16 protein-coding genes are annotated in these 17,104 nt (G+C 36.7%); 6 read left to right on the forward strand and 10 right to left on the reverse strand.

Annotation, left to right across the window (positions count from 1 at the left end; genetic code table 11):
* Positions 1 to 17: 17 nt before the first annotated feature.
* The 5 genes from RHP76_RS03440 to RHP76_RS03460 form a co-directional block, all read right to left on the reverse strand.
* On the reverse strand, positions 18 to 620 hold the full coding sequence (locus RHP76_RS03440) for a 2,3-bisphosphoglycerate-dependent phosphoglycerate mutase (protein ID WP_062669619.1): 603 nt from the start codon (positions 618 to 620) through the stop codon (positions 18 to 20).
* A gap of 146 nt (positions 621 to 766) precedes the next feature.
* A complete protein-coding gene (locus tag RHP76_RS03445; RefSeq protein ID WP_409193530.1) occupies positions 767 to 3,169 on the reverse strand; it encodes a ligase-associated DNA damage response DEXH box helicase in 2,403 nt (800 codons plus the stop codon).
* Between the two features lie 225 nt (positions 3,170 to 3,394).
* Entirely contained in the window at positions 3,395 to 4,975 is a 1,581-nt protein-coding gene (locus tag RHP76_RS03450) for an ATP-dependent DNA ligase (protein WP_311229486.1), read from the reverse strand.
* Positions 4,972 to 5,994: a ligase-associated DNA damage response exonuclease gene (locus RHP76_RS03455; RefSeq protein ID WP_311229487.1), complete on the reverse strand. Its 1,023-nt coding sequence runs from the start codon at positions 5,992 to 5,994 to the stop codon at positions 4,972 to 4,974. The genes RHP76_RS03450 and RHP76_RS03455 overlap by 4 nt, the downstream gene beginning before the upstream one ends.
* Before the next feature lie 282 nt (positions 5,995 to 6,276).
* The gene (locus RHP76_RS03460; RefSeq protein ID WP_311229488.1) at positions 6,277 to 7,725 is read right to left on the reverse strand and encodes a S41 family peptidase; all 1,449 of its coding nucleotides are present in this window, start codon (positions 7,723 to 7,725) and stop codon (positions 6,277 to 6,279) included.
* Positions 7,726 to 7,924: 199 nt separating this feature from the next.
* On the opposite strand from RHP76_RS03460, the gene RHP76_RS03465 reads away from it, so the two are divergent.
* The 3 genes from RHP76_RS03465 to RHP76_RS03475 are packed head-to-tail and all read left to right on the forward strand — an operon-like array spanning position 7,925 to position 9,944.
* Complete coding sequence (locus RHP76_RS03465) at positions 7,925 to 8,716, forward strand: SDR family oxidoreductase (protein ID WP_062669611.1); 792 nt, start codon at positions 7,925 to 7,927, stop codon at positions 8,714 to 8,716.
* A gap of 4 nt (positions 8,717 to 8,720) precedes the next feature.
* The gene (locus RHP76_RS03470; protein ID WP_120231104.1) at positions 8,721 to 9,122 is read left to right on the forward strand and encodes a GlcG/HbpS family heme-binding protein; all 402 of its coding nucleotides are present in this window, start codon (positions 8,721 to 8,723) and stop codon (positions 9,120 to 9,122) included.
* A gap of 15 nt (positions 9,123 to 9,137) precedes the next feature.
* Positions 9,138 to 9,944 (forward strand): helix-turn-helix domain-containing protein, encoded by an 807-nt coding sequence (locus RHP76_RS03475; RefSeq protein ID WP_311229489.1) that lies wholly within the window; start codon positions 9,138 to 9,140, stop codon positions 9,942 to 9,944.
* Positions 9,945 to 10,087: 143 nt separating this feature from the next.
* On the opposite strand, the gene RHP76_RS03480 is transcribed toward RHP76_RS03475, so the two are convergent.
* From RHP76_RS03480 to RHP76_RS03495, 4 genes are all read right to left on the reverse strand, one after another.
* Positions 10,088 to 11,155 carry an SDR family oxidoreductase gene (locus RHP76_RS03480; protein ID WP_311229490.1) on the reverse strand — a complete coding sequence of 356 codons (1,068 nt, stop codon included), beginning with the start codon at positions 11,153 to 11,155 and terminating at the stop codon, positions 10,088 to 10,090.
* An 86-nt stretch (positions 11,156 to 11,241) separates the two neighbouring features.
* The gene (locus RHP76_RS03485; RefSeq protein WP_311229491.1) at positions 11,242 to 11,826 is read right to left on the reverse strand and encodes a Crp/Fnr family transcriptional regulator; all 585 of its coding nucleotides are present in this window, start codon (positions 11,824 to 11,826) and stop codon (positions 11,242 to 11,244) included.
* A 49-nt stretch (positions 11,827 to 11,875) separates the two neighbouring features.
* Positions 11,876 to 12,322, reverse strand: coding sequence for a PPC domain-containing DNA-binding protein (locus tag RHP76_RS03490; protein WP_062669601.1), 447 nt, complete (start codon positions 12,320 to 12,322; stop codon positions 11,876 to 11,878).
* A gap of 11 nt (positions 12,323 to 12,333) precedes the next feature.
* Entirely contained in the window at positions 12,334 to 13,179 is an 846-nt protein-coding gene (locus RHP76_RS03495) for an NAD(P)-dependent oxidoreductase (RefSeq protein ID WP_120231109.1), read from the reverse strand.
* Positions 13,180 to 13,403: 224 nt separating this feature from the next.
* Between RHP76_RS03495 and RHP76_RS03500 the strand changes: the two genes are divergently transcribed.
* Positions 13,404 to 14,033: a CatA-like O-acetyltransferase gene (locus RHP76_RS03500; protein WP_288441986.1), complete on the forward strand. Its 630-nt coding sequence runs from the start codon at positions 13,404 to 13,406 to the stop codon at positions 14,031 to 14,033.
* Positions 14,034 to 14,552: 519 nt separating this feature from the next.
* On the forward strand, positions 14,553 to 14,894 hold the full coding sequence (locus tag RHP76_RS03505) for a helix-turn-helix transcriptional regulator (protein WP_062669594.1): 342 nt from the start codon (positions 14,553 to 14,555) through the stop codon (positions 14,892 to 14,894).
* A 16-nt stretch (positions 14,895 to 14,910) separates the two neighbouring features.
* On the opposite strand, the gene RHP76_RS03510 is transcribed toward RHP76_RS03505, so the two are convergent.
* Complete coding sequence (locus tag RHP76_RS03510) at positions 14,911 to 15,642, reverse strand: MBL fold metallo-hydrolase (protein WP_062669592.1); 732 nt, start codon at positions 15,640 to 15,642, stop codon at positions 14,911 to 14,913.
* Positions 15,643 to 15,886: 244 nt separating this feature from the next.
* Between RHP76_RS03510 and RHP76_RS03515 the strand changes: the two genes are divergently transcribed.
* Positions 15,887 to 17,083, forward strand: coding sequence for an MFS transporter (locus RHP76_RS03515; protein ID WP_120231111.1), 1,197 nt, complete (start codon positions 15,887 to 15,889; stop codon positions 17,081 to 17,083).
* The last annotated feature ends 21 nt before the right edge of the window (positions 17,084 to 17,104 follow it).

Here is a 17,104-nt window from a genome sequence, read left to right on the forward strand (position 1 = left end):
AATCTATTTAAACCAGATCAGCTAACTTTCCTGCTTACATGAAATTTCTCATCAAAAATATAAGTCAGTGGAAAACCAGTAGCAATTTCTCTTTCTAAAATTTCTTCAGGAGAAAGATGTTCCAGATACATGATAAGCGCTCGTAGACTGTTGCCATGCGCTACAATTAATACATTTTCCCCCTGTTTCAGCAACGGCCTTATCTGGCTTTCAAAATAAGGGATTACTCTGTTGTAAGTATCTTTAAGGCTTTCTCCACCTGGTGGAACTACATCAAATGATCTGCGCCAGGTATGAACCTGTTCATCACCATATTTCAGAGCCGTTTCTGCTTTGTTGAGCCCTTCCAGATTTCCGTAAGAACGTTCATTTAATGCTTTATCTTTAACGACAGGAATATCCGGATTTCCTATTTCATCCAGAATGACAGAGAGGGTATGCTGGGCTCTGATCAGGGCAGAAGTGAATGCTATATCTATTCTTTCTCCTCTCAGCGCAATACCTGCTTTTTTTGCTTCTTCAATACCGGTTTCAGTTATATCGATATCTTTCCACCCTGTAAATCTGTTTTCCAGATTCCAGAGTGACTGTCCGTGACGGACTAAGAACAATTTTTCCATTTTTAAATTTTATTTCAACTTCTAAGAAGGTATACTCTAAGTTACGATGATTATTTAAACTTATCAAGAAAATTAACGTAGAATATTAGGTAATGAATAAGATTTAAAATAGCGTGGATTTCTTGAGAAAAATATTGAATTAATCATCAAATATCACTTATATCAGACAGTTTCAGCATTCTTTTAATTCTCGCATCCAGTCCTTCACTTGAAAGCGTTTGTCGTAAACTGTCCACTTTAATAGGAAAACTTAACGGAGTAAATGATCGGGAATATTTTAAAATAATTTCAGATTTTTCAATTCTTTTAAAAGCTTCTACAAGCCGCTGTTCCTGAAGTTGCATATTAAAAACTTCTGTATACGCCTGTTTTATTAAAAAATGATTGGAATCATGGTCTTCCAATACTTTAAAAATCAGTCCGGCAGAACTCTGTAATGATTTGTTAGAACGTTGTTGCCCGGCATAATTTTGAATTACCATTCCTGAAATCACTGCAATATCACGAAATTTTCTCCTTGCCATTTCCGCAGAATTGATACTTGCGATCACATCATTCATCAGATTCTCTCTGCTTAAAATCTGTTGAAGATTGTCTTCATTTAAAGGAATTTCTTTATCACTGAACAGTTCAAATCCATAATCATTCATCGCCATAGAAAAGGATATTGGAGCCAGTTTCGAGATCCGATAGGCAATCAGAGCTGCCATTACTTCATGAACCAGACGTCCTTCAAAAGGATACATAAACAAATGATATCCTTCACGGTTTTTGATCAATTCCACCAGAAACTCATCTTCTTTGGGAATATGGGAGTTTTTTTCCTGGTTCTTTAAAAGTGGGTGTAAAAATTTAAGCTCTTTTTCCCAAGCTTTCGGATTTAAGGCATGTGACAGTTTTTCTCTAAGAAAATGCCCCAGATTGGAGCTCAAAGGGAGCCTTCCGCCAAGATAGCTCGGAACCAGGGCTCTTCCTTTAGCTGCTCTTACATATACCGTCATATCTTTAATGATAACAACTTCCAGTGTACGTCCGGCCAGAATAAATTTTTCTTCTTTTTTTAATTTTGAAATAAAATATTCTTCAATCATTCCGATATAGCCACCGGAAATAAATTTTACCTTCAACATGGCATCACTCACAATCACACCCATATTCATCCGGTGGAGCATAGCGATTTTTCTTGAAGTTACTTTATAAAGACCATCTTCCATAATGACGATTTTATGAAACTCTTCATAGCTTTTCAACACACTGCCGCCAATCGTAAGAAATTCCAGGATGCTTTTCCATTCTTCATCCAGCATTTCCTGAAAGGCATATACTTTTTTAATTCTTGGGTACAGTTCATCAGGATAAAAGCCGTCTCCAACCGCCAATGTCATCAGAAACTGAACCAGCACATCGAAACATAAAACCTGTGGCTCTCTGGGCTCAACCACTTTCTGTTTTACAGCTTCTTTTAGAGCTGAAACCTCGATCAGTTCCAAAGAATGGGTGGGAACACAATAGATTTTTGAAGTTTCAAAAGGAGAGTGGCCACTACGTCCGGCTCTTTGAAGAAAGCGTGCAACGCCTTTGGCAGAACCAATTTGAATAACTGTGTCTACAGGTTTAAAATCAATTCCGAGGTCTAAAGATGATGTGGAAACCACAGCTTTTAATTTTCCTGAACTTAAATTTTCTTCAATCCAGATTCTTAAATGAGCATCAATGGAACTGTGATGGATAGCGATCTGACCTGCAAAATCAGGATAAGCATCGAGTAAAAGCTGGTACCACATTTCACTCTGACTTCTGGTATTCGTAAATACAATGGTAGATTTTGATTCCAGAATAATAGGAACAACTTTATCTGCAAGTTTGTTTCCCAGATGTCCTGCCCATGGCAATATCTCGATTTCATCCGGGAACACCGGCAGAATATCTATTTTCTTATGTTCTTTGGCTGTAATTTTTGTCTTTTTAATATCATACGGAATAAGCACTTCCATGGCTTCATCCAGATTTCCGATGGTTGCAGTGATTCCCCATATTTTGATCTTCGGAACATATTTTTTAAGCTGAGAGATACCAAGTTCTACCATGACACCACGCTTTGAACCCAATAATTCATGCCATTCATCCACTGCTACACATTTCATATCCCGGAAAAATGTTTCATTATTTTTTTGTGCCAGAAGCAGATGAAGGCTTTCAGGAGTTACAACAAGAATTTCAGGCATCTTTTTTACCTGCTGTTGTCTAACTTTCGGATCCGTATCTCCGTTTCTTACGCCTACAGCCCAATCAAGCCCGATTTCATCAATGGCTTCCTGCATCGCTTTTGCAATATCTTTGGACAAAGATCGGAGTGGCGTGATCCAGATCATTTTTAATCCTTTTTTATATTGTTCAGGATGATTCAGAAAATCTGAAATTAAGGCTAAAAAAACAGAAAAAGTTTTTCCAAAACCCGTAGGAGCAACCACCATTCCGCTGTATCCGTTTCCAAATTTTTTCCAGGTTTCCAGCTGAAATCTGAAAGGGGCAATACCTTTATCCGTCATCCATTGCTGAATGATCTTTAGTCCGTTGGTATGTTCGAAAGCTGCCAATTTTATTTTTTATTTTGTTTTAACGCAAAAGGGGCTAAGAATTTATGTGATATTGTTTAATTTTCGATCGCAAGGACGTTTCACTCAGTAAAGACAATTCTTACTATCGCTGAACGTAGTTGTCTTTGCGAACGAAAATAGTATTAATAAAAATATCTTGCGACATTGTTTTAAAATCTATTGTATTAATTTTTTTATTTCTTCCAAATCATCAATTTCGTCTACGGTTTTGTCTTTCCTCCATCTTACAATTCTTGGAAATCGTAGAGCTACACCACTTTTATGACGATTGCTGAAACCTATACCTTCAAAAGCAATTTCAAAGACCAGTTCTGCTTTTACCGTTCTTACAGGACCGAATTTCTCGATGGCATTTTTGGTAACAAATCGGCTCACCTCCATGATTTCTTTATCTGTTAATCCTGAGTAGGCTTTGGCAATGGTCACCAGGCTATCTCCGTTTTTCACAGCAAAACTATAATCTGTGTAATAAGCACTTCGCCTGCCGCTTCCTTTCTGGGCATAGATCAGAACGGCATCAATGGTAAAAGGATTGATTTTCCACTTCCACCAGTCACCTTTTTTCCGTCCGGAATGGTAAGGTGAATTTTTTTGTTTTAACATCAAACCTTCACTGTTTACATCTCTTGAATTTTCACGAAGCAAATTCAGTTCTTCCCATTTTTCAAAATCCAGACTTTTGGAAATGCTGATGCGTTCAGGGTTCTCATTCAGTAATAATTCTTCAAGTAAAGCTCTTCTTGCGGAGATGGGTTTTTCTCTCAGATCGTTGTCTTCCAGTTCCAGTAAGTCATAGACAAAGACTTCTATAGGTATTTCTGAGAGCATTTTTTTAGTTAAAGTTTTCCTGTTTAATCTCTTTTGTAATTCATTAAAATTTAAAACTTTACCATCGTTTACTGCAAGTATTTCTCCATCCAGTACAAAGTTACCTTTCATGGCTTTTATGGCATCTGTAATTTCCGGAAATTGTTCTGTGACGAGTTCTTCACCTCTTGACCAGATGAACACTTCATCGTTTCTCCTGATGATTTGCCCGCGTATTCCGTCCCATTTGTATTCTACCAGCCATTCATCAGGACTTCCCAGTTCTTTAGTCTCTTTTTCCAAAGGATAGGCAAGGCAGAAAGGGTATGGTTTTGAGTTGTCAGGGTTTACATTTTCGGCATCAATAAGTTCTTTGAAGGAAACTTTTTCCGGCTGCCATTTTCCCATTAAACTGTGCATCAAAGCACTCGGTTCCTGCCCTGAAAATTTTGTCAGTGCATTGATTAATGTTTTATCTGAAACTCCAATCCGGAAGCTTCCACCAATTAATTTATTGAAAATCAATCGCTCGGTATAATCCAGCCCATTCCAGGACTGCAGTACAAATTCTTTTTTTTCTGCATCTGTTTTGCCTTTCAGACTCACGATATCATTCATCCATTCTGATAATGAACGTTCAATTTTTTCCTCTGGAGGCGGAAGAATTAATGATAGAGTTTCTCCAAGATCTCCTACCGAAGAATAGGATTCCTGAAACAGCCAATAAGGAAGTTTTGTGATTTCCAGGGCCCATTCTTTCATGTAATTGGTATTGACATTTCTCTTAGGTCTTTTGCCGGTAAATAAAGCGATAAACCATACTTTATCTTCATCAGGAGCACGCTCAAGATAGTCAATGATAGCATCAATTTTAGCATTGGTTTTATTGGTTGTTTCCAACGCGTTGATAAGGTCTGCAAAATGTCTCATGATTCCGGATTTTGTGAGATTTCTTTTTCAGATTCTTCTTCATCTTCACCGTAAAGTGTTTCTACAACATCTGCTTTAATTTCTGTTTCATTAAGATATTTTGAAAAAACTTCTGTCTGTCCATGAGTAACATGAACCAGCTCTGCTTCAGTTGCTTTTACCGTTTGTAACAGCCCTTTCCAGTCTGCATGATCACTCATCGCAAATCCTGCGTCCGCGCTTCGCCATCTTCTGGCACCACGTACCTGCATCCAGCCGGAACATATGGCCGTGGCCGGATCTGGAATCTTTTTGATGATATTACTGTCGAGCAAAGCAGGTGGTACAATCACAATTTCGTGCTCCATTTCTTTCGGACGTTCTCTGAAATCCGCAATGGTATATTCAGGAAGTTCAATTCCTACTGTTTCAAAGGCTTCATTAAGCTTTCCGATAGAATAATGAACATATATTTTCCCTAAATCTTCCACTGCTTTCATGATACGCTGGGCTTTTCCTAAAGAATACCCTATGAATACAGAAGTTTTATTGTTTTCTTTATTTTTCAGAACCCAGTTCTGGAGTTTTTTATTTAAGTCCGGAACTTCCAGCCAGTTGTAAATAGGCAGTCCAAAGGTGCTTTCTGTCACAAATTCATTGCATTTTACCAGTTCGAAAGGAGTACTTAACCCATCATCCTGAACTTTATAATCTCCTGAAATGACAGTTACATAGCCTTTATATTCAAGCTTTATCTGAGCAGAACCAATGATATGTCCGGCAGGGTGAAGTGAAAGTTTTACTCCATTGATGGTAATCACTTCTCCATATTCTACGCTCTGGCATTCGATATCTGGTCCAATTCTCTGGTACAGAATAGGTTTGGTAAAATGGTGACAAAGGTATTTTTTCATTCCCCAGCGGGCATGATCAGCATGACCATGGGTGATAACAGCCATCTCGACGGGTCTCCAGGGATCTATATAAAATTTTCCCTGAGGACAGTAAATGCCTTTTTTTGTAAATGTGATTAATTTCAATGGTGTAATTGGTTTATACAATTAGCTTCAAAAACTTAACCAATTTACAATAAAGTGTTTATTTTTTAATTTTTGTGGTATAAAATCTCATAACAGGATCTATTATGTTTGAATGATCATTCATAATAAATTCAGGCCAAAGCCGGTAATGAAATTTCTTTTATTAAACAGGCTTTCTCCGACTACGCCCAGGATAATGGTCCATTTCTATTGATGGAAAATGATACAGGAAAGATTAAAAGCATAAAAAAAGCTGTTCCCAATTGAAACAGCTTCTATCGATTATTTTTCATTCAACACGTCATTTACGAAGTCAATCCATTGATAATCCGGAATAGTTTTGTCTATGAAATAATCGGGTTGAATACCTTTTTCGTCAATGGCCATATCAGGAATACGAAAGCTTTTGGAGAGTGCATAACCCAGTTTAAACTCGTTACAAGGTGAATTTACAAAATACATATTGGAGATATCCAGAACTCCGGCAGTAGTGGTTCCGAAAAGCTTTACTTTTTTACTTTGTTTAGCAGCCAGTAAAAATTCTTCCGCAGTGCTTCCGTTTCCGTTGTTAATGATGATTCCTACATTCTTTGGATATGGTGAAATTTTATCCATTTTGGTGATTCCTACAATTTTTCCATCATCCTGAAGGCTTACAAATTTGCCTAAGTTCTTGCTGAGCTTGTCATAAGCTTTCTTCAGATATTCTCTTTCATCTGCCTGCATACCATATTTCTCATAGTTGTCATAGAAATCAAGCATTCTCTGATTATTCAGTTTTGTAGAATAAAGCTGTGTTCTTACACTTCGGATAGGGTTTGTGTAGAGATAAGGAATAATTTTGGCAAAACTGTTATCACTTCCACCACCATTATATCTGATATCAATAATTAGGTTTTCTGTACTTTCAATTTTTGATTTATTGGCTGTAATAACGCTGTCAATATCTTTTTTCAAAGCACCATTAAATGAAGGGATTCTCAAAAGCAGTGTAGTCTTATTAAGCTGCTTCAGGAACGGTTCTTGTGCCATAATAGCCTCATAATACGTTTCAATTCCTTCTTCTTTTTCAAATTTCGGGAAAACTCTTTTCAGGGTAAAGTCATTGATTTCAAGATAGTTTTTTCCTACAAGTCTCATATCGTGAATTTCCTGTCCGGTTTTATTTCTCAGATAATAGGTTCCTTTGGTTTTATCGTTGTTGAAAGTCAGCTTTAATTCATTAGGTTTCCAGTTTTCGGCTCCGGATTGTATGATAAAACCTTTATAGACTTCCCCAAACTTTTTAATACCTATTGTATAGGGCTCAACTTCCCAGATTCCTTCAATATCTGAATCATTTTTAGATGCAGCTTCTTTTTTGAACTTTTCAAGATCTATTTTCACCAATTCTGTTTTGGTATTTTCACTAGCTGCTGGCGGGGCTTCGGTAGCTTTATTTTCTATTTTTGAAACTGAAAAATGACCGGATCTGAAGAATTTAAGCCAGTCATATATTGTCTGATAACATTCTGTATTGGATTTTGCATTTTTGATTCTTTTCAGAAAGTTATCATTATGAGCCTGATAAGCGGGAAGACCTTTTTTATCAATCACATACTGATATCCGGCATCATTTTCTTCAAAAGTCTTTTTTACCCACTGATAATTACTTTCACAATTGCAGTTTTGAGCAAAGCTAAAAGAAGTAGATGTGATAAAAATTAAAAAAAGTGTTTTAATTTTAAGCATATATTAGTTATTAGTTGTGTTGTAAAGCTTACAAACCTAACGATAATCCTAATTTTTTATGATGCAAAAAAGAGAATTTTTCTAAAAAAAATCTTTACGATGCACTTTTTGAGCTTTTCAGCAATATGAAAATGAACTTTCAGGCAATATTGACCTTCTTAAAATCTTTGAAATTTGTACATCATTAAAAAAGAATACAATGAGTAAAACAATTTTAATTACAGGGGCAGCAAGTGGATTTGGAAAGATAGTAGCTTTTGATCTTGCTAAAAAAGGACACAAAATAATCGCTACAGCTCAGGTCTATCCTCAAATGAGTGATTTAATCCGTGAAGCTAAAGAACAGGGAGTTGATCTGACTGTCGACAAACTGGATGTAACAAGCCAAAGAGATGTAGACTATATTGTAAAGAAATATGGTGATATTGACATTCTCATCAGCAATGCCGGAATTATGGAAGGCGGTCCGATTGCTGAACAGCCCGTAGACATTATCCGTTCTATGTTTGAAGTGAATGTATTTGGTGCATTGAACCTTGCACAAGGTTTTATCAAAAGGTTTGTAGAAAAGAAAAGTGGAAAGATTATTTTCACGTCTTCGATGGGAGGTTTATGGACCGTTCCTTATGTTGCTGCTTATTGCTCTTCAAAACATGCTTTGGAGTCTATTGCAGAAGGATTGAGAACTGAGTTAGCTCCGTTCAATATCAAAATTGCAACTTGTAATCCAGGTGTATTTGGAACAGGTTTCAATGATAGAGGCGTAGATTCTATTTTCCATTGGTATGATCCGAAAAGCAACTTTACTCCTGAATCAGCGTTTGACGGAGCAGCAGAATCTTTAGCACATCAGCTTGATCCTCAGTCTATGGCCGAAGTGATTGTAAATGTAGCTTTAGATGACAACAGCAACTTCAGAAATGTTCATCCGAAGGAAACCGAAGAGTTTGTAAAACAGCTTCAGGCAGAGGCATGGACCGCAAAAAGCTAATATCATGGAGTTGAATTATAAAACAGCCGAAAAGGCTTTGCAAACAGCCAAGGAAAAAGCATTATCTCTAAATATTCCTGTAACTATTGCTGTGGTAGATATGGGCGGACACCTTATCGCATTAGCAAGACTGGATAGTGTTTATGGAGTGATTGATTTTGCCGTTAAAAAAGCAAGAACTGCCGCTATGTTTGGTGTAAATACTGAAATGATGGGAAGTATTATCTCAGAAACAGGCATCCATGGATATGGTATGCTGAATTCAAATGAAGGACTTTTGACTATTGCAGGTGGTGTTGTTCTTCAAAATGCAGAAGGAAAAATTATTGGTGCTATAGGTTCTTCAGGAGGAAGCCCGGAGCAGGATAAGGAAATTGCAGAAGCTGGAGCACAGGCTATTGCTTAAATTTCAGATATTTGCATGATGGAAAATACTTCTGAGATCATATTTGACAAACTGGTTTATTCATGCGCCTTTGAATCTTACAGAGGCCATGAAGAGTTTATTCCGGATCATTTTCTGGGATTTCAGATATCCGGAGAGACTCATGCTTTTCATGAGCATGGTAAAACGGTGATTAAAGAAGATACCGTAGTTCTGGTGAGAAAAAACCAACTGATCAGAACGATCAAATATCCTTCGAGCCATGAAAAGTATCAGTTTGTTTCCATTACATTGGATGATGAAACGCTGAGACAGTATGCTACAGAAAATAAAATAACCGTAAATACAGGTTTTAGTGGTAATGAGCGGTTATTTTTTGAACCTGATGATTTTTTTAAGAGCTATTTTGCTTCTCTTATTCCTTACATTAATAAAACAAAGAAAATTCCCTCAAAGTTAGCAGCATTAAAGGTGAAGGAAGCTATTGAATTACTTTTGCTGAGTAATCCGGATGTTAAAAATCTTCTTTTTGATTTTTCTGAACCTCATAAGATTGATCTTAAAGAATTTATGAACAAAAACTTTATGTTCAATGTATCTGTAGATGCTTTTGCAAGACTTACAGGACGCAGTCTTTCGGGATTTAAAAGAGATTTCAGCAAAACTTTTGAAATGACACCCAAGCAATGGCTGAAAGAGAAAAGATTAAAAGAAGCGTACTATTTAATTAAGAACAGAGATAAAAAGCCTTCAGATATTTATCTTGATCTGGGTTTTGAGAATTTATCTCACTTTTATTCTTCCTTCAAAAAGAAATTCGGGGTAACGACTACGGAGATCTAACTTTTAACTACTAAAAAACATAATTACACTATAATTTAACTGTTGGAAAAACGCAAAGTCGCAAGGATTTTATCTCTAATCAAATTTAATTCTGAATATTTCAAAATATTATATTATTGCGTCTTTGCGTTTTCCTACTGTTATTAAGGGATCATATTTTCTGCTCTCAGTCTTTCAAAGACATTAATAAAAGAATCTTCTGTAGTTGTATAAGCAGTAAAGCCGAGTTTTCTGCTGTTAGACATGTCACACATCACTTCCAATGGTCTTCCCAGATCCAGATCAGTATGCCATGCAGACGAAAGCCGGTTAAGATTGCTTTCTTTGAGGTTATATTTTTCTGCAATGGCTGTCCAGGTTTCGTGATCGTTTTCAAGTTCTTTTTCAAGAGGTCTTATAGTTCCGTTGAAAACTTCAGCTTCTACACCAAACCAGACCGCCAGTTTTTTCCAAAGCCATTTCCATCGGAAAACATCTCCGTTAACAATATTAAAAGACTGGTTTTTTGCAGATTCTGTAGATGATGCCCAAACCAATTGTTTAGCCAGTATTTTGGCATCAGTCACATCTGAAACACCGTTCCATTGAGCCTCTGAACCCGGCCAGATGAACTTTCTTCCGGTTTCTTTGCAGATGCTGGCGTATACAGCCAATGTAGTTCCGATATTCATAAGATTTCCTATGGCATATCCAACTACGGTGTGAGGCCTGTGAATGCTCCAGGTAAAACCATCTCTTTCAGAAGCTTTATATACTTCGTCTTCCTGCGCGTAATAAAAGTTGGGAAGGGGAAGTCTTGGATGTTCTTCTCTGACAGGTGTTTCCGGTAAAACTCTTTCTTTAGCATAAGCTTCAAATGGCCCCAGATAATGTTTAAGCCCTGTAACCAAAGCCACATGCTGAACCGATTTTTTATGGGATAAAACGTTTAGCAGATTTCTCACCAATAGGCTGTTGACACGGATATTTTCTTCTTCTGTGTCGCAGCGCATCCATGTGGTAAAGTAGATATGAGTGGGAGAGATCTCTTTCAGTGCTTCTGCAAGGTTCTGCTCATTCATCAGGTCTGCTTTAATAGGACGAAGACCATCAATAGGAGTGTTCGGGTTTCTGGATAATCCGTATGTTGTCCAGCCTTGTGCAATCAATTCTTCAGCAAGGTTACTTCCTGTAATTCCGGTAGCGCCAACTACCAATGCAATATTTTCCATAAGTATTGTAAAATTTCCTGTACAAAATTATGGCTGACAGAAGGCTTTTACCCTTGATGTGGATCATGCATTTGGGTTGATCTGGATCAAGGATTATTCATAAAATTCTTTTTACGGATTCTGCTTACGGTTTCAGGAGCAAGACCAAGATAAGAAGCAATAAGGTTGTGTGGCACTCTTTTGATCATTTCAGGATTCTTTTGTACCAGTTGAAGATATTTTTCTTCAGCCGTATAGCTATTGGAAACAATGAGTCTGTAATCTTTTGTCACAAGGCTGTTTTGATATAAAATTCTGAAATAGCGGTCCATCACAGGAATTTCCAGCATCATTTTTTCATAGTTTTCCAGGGTAATCATCAGGACTTCTGTTTCTTCAATAGCATCAATATTCAGGACAGATTTTTCCTGATTGATAAAACTGTTGAAATCTGAAATCCACCAGCCCTCAAAGGCGAACATATTGATGTGCTCATTTCCTTTTTCATCCAGAAAATAAGACTTCAGCAGCCCCTTGCTTACAAAAGACAACGATTTGCAGACATTTCCTTCCATAAGAAGATACTGTTTTCTGCGAAGTTTTTTAAGGGTAAAATAGGACTGAATCAGGTTCTTCTGTTCGTCCGTGATATCAACCTTGTTTTCGATATGGGAAAGCAGTACTTCAAACATCCAATAAATATTTCATTAAAATTACTATTTTTCAACAGCAATTGAAACCCTATTTTTCGAAATCATAGAGGTTGATGCCTATTTCTTCATTTTTGATTTTGACAGCCCTTGTATTCAATGGATAGAAAATAAATTCTGCCGCTCCCTGAATTTTTGCCTCCAGAAGATGCCCAGCCAAAGCGGTATAATCTTCTCTTCCCAGCGTTATATGAAGGTGAAGTGTCAGTTTCCCTTCTATTTCAGACACATTTCCGGAAATATTGGTGACTTCCATCTGTTCTTTGAAAGTCTTGTCCACATATTTTTTGGTTGCGGGATTAAAGAAGCGAAGGGTAGCTTCACTTACAGCTCCAATTCCGGTTACTTCTCCTGCCTGGATATTTTGATCCTGAATAAAATCCGTTAAAGTTTCTATAATATAGGAATGATTATCAAGACTCAAGAGGTAAATCTGATCTGTTTTTCTGGCAGACCAACGGTTTCCTTTGTAATTCATAATCTCTGTATTTATCTTATTGTTTTCAAATAATTGATGATTCCAATCACATCATCTTCACCAAAACCTTTGTCATGCGCATTTTGATAGGTTTGAATCAAAGCTTCGGAAAGAGGATAATCTGCTCCTGCATTTTTAGCGAGAAGAATGTCTTTCAGCATCAGATCAAGGGCAAATGCCGGAGCGTACTGATCTTCAATCAACAATGGTGTTTTTACTTTGGTTGCACCGCTTCCGCTGGCACTTTCGTTAATAATTTCCAGCATATCTGATCGTTCAATTCCTAATTTTTCTGAGAGTAAAACAGTTTCCGCCAGTCCCTGATAGATAGTGGACAAAAAATAATTGATCGATAGTTTCCCTGCGATTCCTTTTCCGTTTTCACCCAAATGTTTTACAGATTTTCCCATTTTCAAAAGATAAGGCATAGCGCGCTGGATATCGTTTTCCTCACCTCCTGCCATAATGATCAGTGTTCCTTCTTTTGCCGGTAAAGTACTTCCTGCTACAGGAGCATCGATAAAAGATGCTTCTTTTATTTTGAGAGCGGCAGCGGTTTCTGTGGACGTTTCCGAAGAAATAGTACTCATATCCACAAAGAGTTTTTCCTGAATATCTAAAGGAAGAATCTCTTTATATACTGCTTTTACAGCACTGTCGTTGGTCAGCATGGTGAATATAATATCACTGTTTTGTACAAGGTCTTTAATTTCGGTATAAACGGTAGATTTTTCCTGAAAACCTTTGGTTTTTTCCAATGATCTGTTGTAAACCGAAAGTGGAAAACCTGCTTTTTCAATATTCTTTGCCATAGGGTGGCCCATATTTCCTAATCCGATAAATCCGATTTTTTCCATTATCCTATCTTTTATTTTGTTATTAATTAAGGTTGTATGTTTTCAATCTCCTGGATGAAAAGGAGTTAGTTGAAAAGTAAATCAATGAAAGTATAAAATATAATTGTTTTGCAGCAAAATATCGACCAAATGGGTACTTTACAAAATTAAGTTTTAATTATATTTTTCAGCATAAACTTTTAAAACCGGATAAACTTTCAGAAATTTGCAGCAAATAAGAATCAATGAAGATCGTAGATATAGAGAACTGGAACAGAAAAGAACATTTTGAATTTTTTTCTGGTATGGCAAGCCCTTATTTTGGATTTACAACCGAGGTAGATTGTACAAAAGCATATGATATTGCAAAAGAAAAAGGCTATTCATTTTTTGCCTATTATTTCCACAAATCTATGGTGGCAATTAATACTGTGGATGAGCTAAAGCTCAGAATCATCGATGATCAGGTGATACAGTTTGATACCGTTCACGCTGGCAGTACGATTGGCAGACCGGATGGTACTTTCGGTTTTTCATTCACTCCTTTTTCAGAAGATTTCGAAACATTCAATGCCGCTTTGCAGGAGGAGATAAAAGGTGTTCATACAAGTACAGGCATTAGGTTAAGTAATGAAAGGCTGGGGAAGGACCACATCAGACACACCACCATCCCGTGGAACTCGTTCAGTGCGATATTACATCCTACTGATTTTAATACCACAGAATCGGTTCCTAAAATCGCCTTTGGACGGTTCAATATTCGTGAAGGAAGAAAATACCTTCCGGTTTCTATTGAAGCTCATCACGGATTGGCAGATGGAATTCATCTTTCTAGATATCTGGAAGCGTTTCAGAAAGGGTTGGATCAAGACTAAAAATAATACATAATTTATAAGAAAGCCGGATTTACAATAAATCCGGCTTTTTATGGATACATCATTATTCACTTCTGTGGTAAATACGCTGAAAACATTGATCGAGATCATAAAAAGTTAATGCAATAACCCACTACATTTACTTCCTGTTAAAATAAGACGCAAATAATGGGAAACAGGCTGATAAAAGCAGTTATGATATTTTGACTCAAAATATAACGTGGTATGTATGTGGTACACGTATTTAATAAAATTTTAATCATTTTTTTCTTTCTTTGCCTGTGTAAAAATGGAAAGAAATTCATAGGTGTTATTTTTTTTAACAAAATATTTCAATAATTGCAAGCTATAAACCATGAAATATTGCATAATATTAATTAAAACTTATAGGATTTTGAATATGTAAAAATTATTTTATTCCCGGTATTGATTCTGTAAAACACAAATTGAACAGTGAAAAAAGACTTTGTACAGATACACAAGAGATGTGGTATCTGAAATAAGAGATGAAAAAGTATTATGAAAAATAGAAAACCTGAAACTAACTTAGAGGATTTAACCCAAAAGATTCTTGTACAAGACGAAATAATGGCATTGGCTAAAGCAAATTCTCCTCGTCTCTTGAATAAATTCAGATTGGTTTATCCCGATTTTTTTAAAAAGTTATCTGATATACAGCCTTCCCTTAAAAATTCTGAACTGATCTTTTGTATTTACCTTAAGCTCAATATGACCACCAAAGAAATTGCAACCTGTATTTTTGTGACTCCAAAAGCAATACAGAACAGGAAAAACAGAATCAGAAAAAAATTGAATATTCCTTCTGAATTTGATATTTATAAATGGTTTAATGAAATTTAAACCATTTTTTCTGCATTTATACTTCTACTATGGCTTTATCCAGATCATGATATAAAAGAATTTTCCAGTTATTTTCTCTTGCTTCTTTTTCCCATTTAAGCCTTAGCTCCATTGCTTTTCTGCCATCGAAATCGCTTTTATAGGCCAAATGGTATTTTAAATAAGAAGCCTGAGGAAGATCATCGGCTCCGTAGAAAGCCGTTTCATCATTTTCCCTGATCCAGAAAACCTGCATAAAAGGAGTATGTCCGCCGACTACTTCATATGTAATTTCGTCTGTGATCTGTCCCTGGTTTTCATTCATCCAGATAATGTTCGGAAGTTGAATCAATTTTTCCAGGATATCAAAGTCAAAAGAAGGATTTCCTTTCTTTTCCATTGCAAAATCCAGTTCGCGTTTCTGGATATACATCTGAGCATTTGGAAAAGCAGCTTCAAAACCGTTTTCCGTAAGCTTTACAGCTCCTTCAATATGATCTTTATGGAGATGGGAAAGCAATAACTTTGTGATCTGTTCAGGACGAATATTTTCTTTTTTAAGAATTTCTGAAGCCACCGTTGTTCCGGACTCATTTTTCCAGCCAATTCCTGCATCCAAAAGGATATAATCATTTTCAGTAATAATAAGAAAAGGCTGCACAGACATTTTGATTCCTCCGATGGTATCAAAATTTTCTTCTGTTAAAAGCGTAAAATCTTTGGTTTTGCTCGCTGAAAAATTGCCTTCTTTAAGTGGAATTATTCTCATGTTGCAAATTTCCTTAATATTTCTAATATTCAAAAGGTTTTTCATCGATATATATGATCAATAAAAACAATCATAGATACAGAATGCTGAGATTATTCTACTTATCGCAACATTACGGATTATTCATAAAGATGTAAAAGATGAGACCGTAAAATTTCTTTTTTTTATGATTATCTTTGATCTCTTAAAAATCTGACGATCTGCTGTCAGATGACTTTCAATTCAAATAAAAACTTTATACGCAATGCAGGAGAGTTCTTCCCAGGGTATTTCCCGGACTGTCATCTGGCTTATGGCCGTTATTTCCGGGCTTGTAGTCGCCAACAATTATTATAATCAGCCTTTATTGGCACTCATCTCTGAAGAACTTCAGGTTTCTGAAAGTGCTGCGAGTAAAATTTCTGTCCTTACACAGATTGGCTATGCATTAGGATTGCTGCTGATTGTTCCTTTGGGAGATAAGTTTTTCCGCAAGAAATTAATTTTAATTGATTTGTGTCTGGTTTTTGGTTCACTTTTATGGATGACTTTTGCTACTCAGTTGTGGATGCTGTATGCAGCCAGTTTACTGATTGGAGCTACATCAGTAATTCCGCAATTATTTGTCCCTATTGCAGCTGAGCTTTCATCTGATAAAGAAAAATCCTCCAATATAGGGTTGGTTATGTCCGGGTTATTGCTCGGAATTCTTCTGTCCCGTTTTGTGGGTGGAATTGTAGGAGAAGTCTGGGGGTGGAGAGCCATGTTTGGAATTGCAGCAGGATTAATGATTCTTGTCTGGTTAGCTGTCTATAAAATGCTTCCGGAGCTGTCTCCTAATTTTAAAGGAAGTTATAAAGAACTGATGCGTTCTGTTGTCCAACTTGCCAAAACACAACCGATTCTTCAACTGGCATCATTCCGTGGAGCTATGGCATTCGGGTCGATGTGTGCTTTGTTTACCACATTGGTTTTTCACATGGAGAAACCTCCTTTTAATGCCGGATCGTCTGTAGTGGGAAGCTTTGGATTAGCAGGAGCTGTAGGAGCTTTAGCTGCAGCTAAGGTGGGGAAACTTCAAAAGTATCTGGATATTAACCGGATTATATTGTACTCTTTATTGATTGTGATAGGAAGCTGGGGCTTTACCTATTTTGCAGGAGAAACCTATTGGGGATTAATTGTAGGGGTGATTCTTGTTGATCTGGGAGTACAGTCGAGCCATATTATGAACCAGACCAATTATTTCCTGATTAAATCCAATGCAGTGAACCGACTGAATACGGTGTACATGGTATCTTATTTTATCGGAGGATCACTGGGAACCTGGCTGGCTTCTATCGCCTGGCAAAAGGCTCAATGGACAGGTGTATGCTTTGTAGGAACTGTATTTGGTGTATTGGCTCTGATCGCTCATATATTGTTTTCAAAAAGAGTAAATAAAGCAAACACAGAGATGTGATTTTTTATATTTTGACTTGCT

It is taken from the genome of Chryseobacterium sp. SG20098, from assembly GCF_031844745.1.
In the GTDB taxonomy this organism is placed as follows: domain Bacteria; phylum Bacteroidota; class Bacteroidia; order Flavobacteriales; family Weeksellaceae; genus Chryseobacterium; species Chryseobacterium cucumeris.

Excerpts from the sequence above, each read along its gene's own strand:
- RHP76_RS03440 (WP_062669619.1), bottom strand. The coding sequence starts at position 620 with ATGGAAAAATTGTTCTTAGTCCGTCACGGACAGTCACTCTGGAATCTG.
- RHP76_RS03445 (WP_409193530.1), bottom strand. The coding sequence starts at position 3,169 with ATGACGGATAAAGGTATTGCCCCTTTCAGATTTCAGCTGGAAACCTGG.
- RHP76_RS03450 (WP_311229486.1), bottom strand. The coding sequence starts at position 4,975 with ATGAGACATTTTGCAGACCTTATCAACGCGTTGGAAACAACCAATAAA.
- RHP76_RS03460 (WP_311229488.1), bottom strand. The coding sequence starts at position 7,725 with ATGCTTAAAATTAAAACACTTTTTTTAATTTTTATCACATCTACTTCT.
- RHP76_RS03465 (WP_062669611.1), top strand. The coding sequence starts at position 7,925 with ATGAGTAAAACAATTTTAATTACAGGGGCAGCAAGTGGATTTGGAAAG.
- RHP76_RS03470 (WP_120231104.1), top strand. The coding sequence starts at position 8,721 with ATGGAGTTGAATTATAAAACAGCCGAAAAGGCTTTGCAAACAGCCAAG.
- RHP76_RS03475 (WP_311229489.1), top strand. The coding sequence starts at position 9,138 with ATGATGGAAAATACTTCTGAGATCATATTTGACAAACTGGTTTATTCA.
- RHP76_RS03480 (WP_311229490.1), bottom strand. The coding sequence starts at position 11,155 with ATGGAAAATATTGCATTGGTAGTTGGCGCTACCGGAATTACAGGAAGT.
- RHP76_RS03485 (WP_311229491.1), bottom strand. The coding sequence starts at position 11,826 with ATGTTTGAAGTACTGCTTTCCCATATCGAAAACAAGGTTGATATCACG.
- RHP76_RS03490 (WP_062669601.1), bottom strand. The coding sequence starts at position 12,322 with ATGAATTACAAAGGAAACCGTTGGTCTGCCAGAAAAACAGATCAGATT.
- RHP76_RS03495 (WP_120231109.1), bottom strand. The coding sequence starts at position 13,179 with ATGGAAAAAATCGGATTTATCGGATTAGGAAATATGGGCCACCCTATG.
- RHP76_RS03500 (WP_288441986.1), top strand. The coding sequence starts at position 13,404 with ATGAAGATCGTAGATATAGAGAACTGGAACAGAAAAGAACATTTTGAA.
- RHP76_RS03505 (WP_062669594.1), top strand. The coding sequence starts at position 14,553 with ATGAAAAATAGAAAACCTGAAACTAACTTAGAGGATTTAACCCAAAAG.
- RHP76_RS03510 (WP_062669592.1), bottom strand. The coding sequence starts at position 15,642 with ATGAGAATAATTCCACTTAAAGAAGGCAATTTTTCAGCGAGCAAAACC.
- RHP76_RS03515 (WP_120231111.1), top strand. The coding sequence starts at position 15,887 with ATGCAGGAGAGTTCTTCCCAGGGTATTTCCCGGACTGTCATCTGGCTT.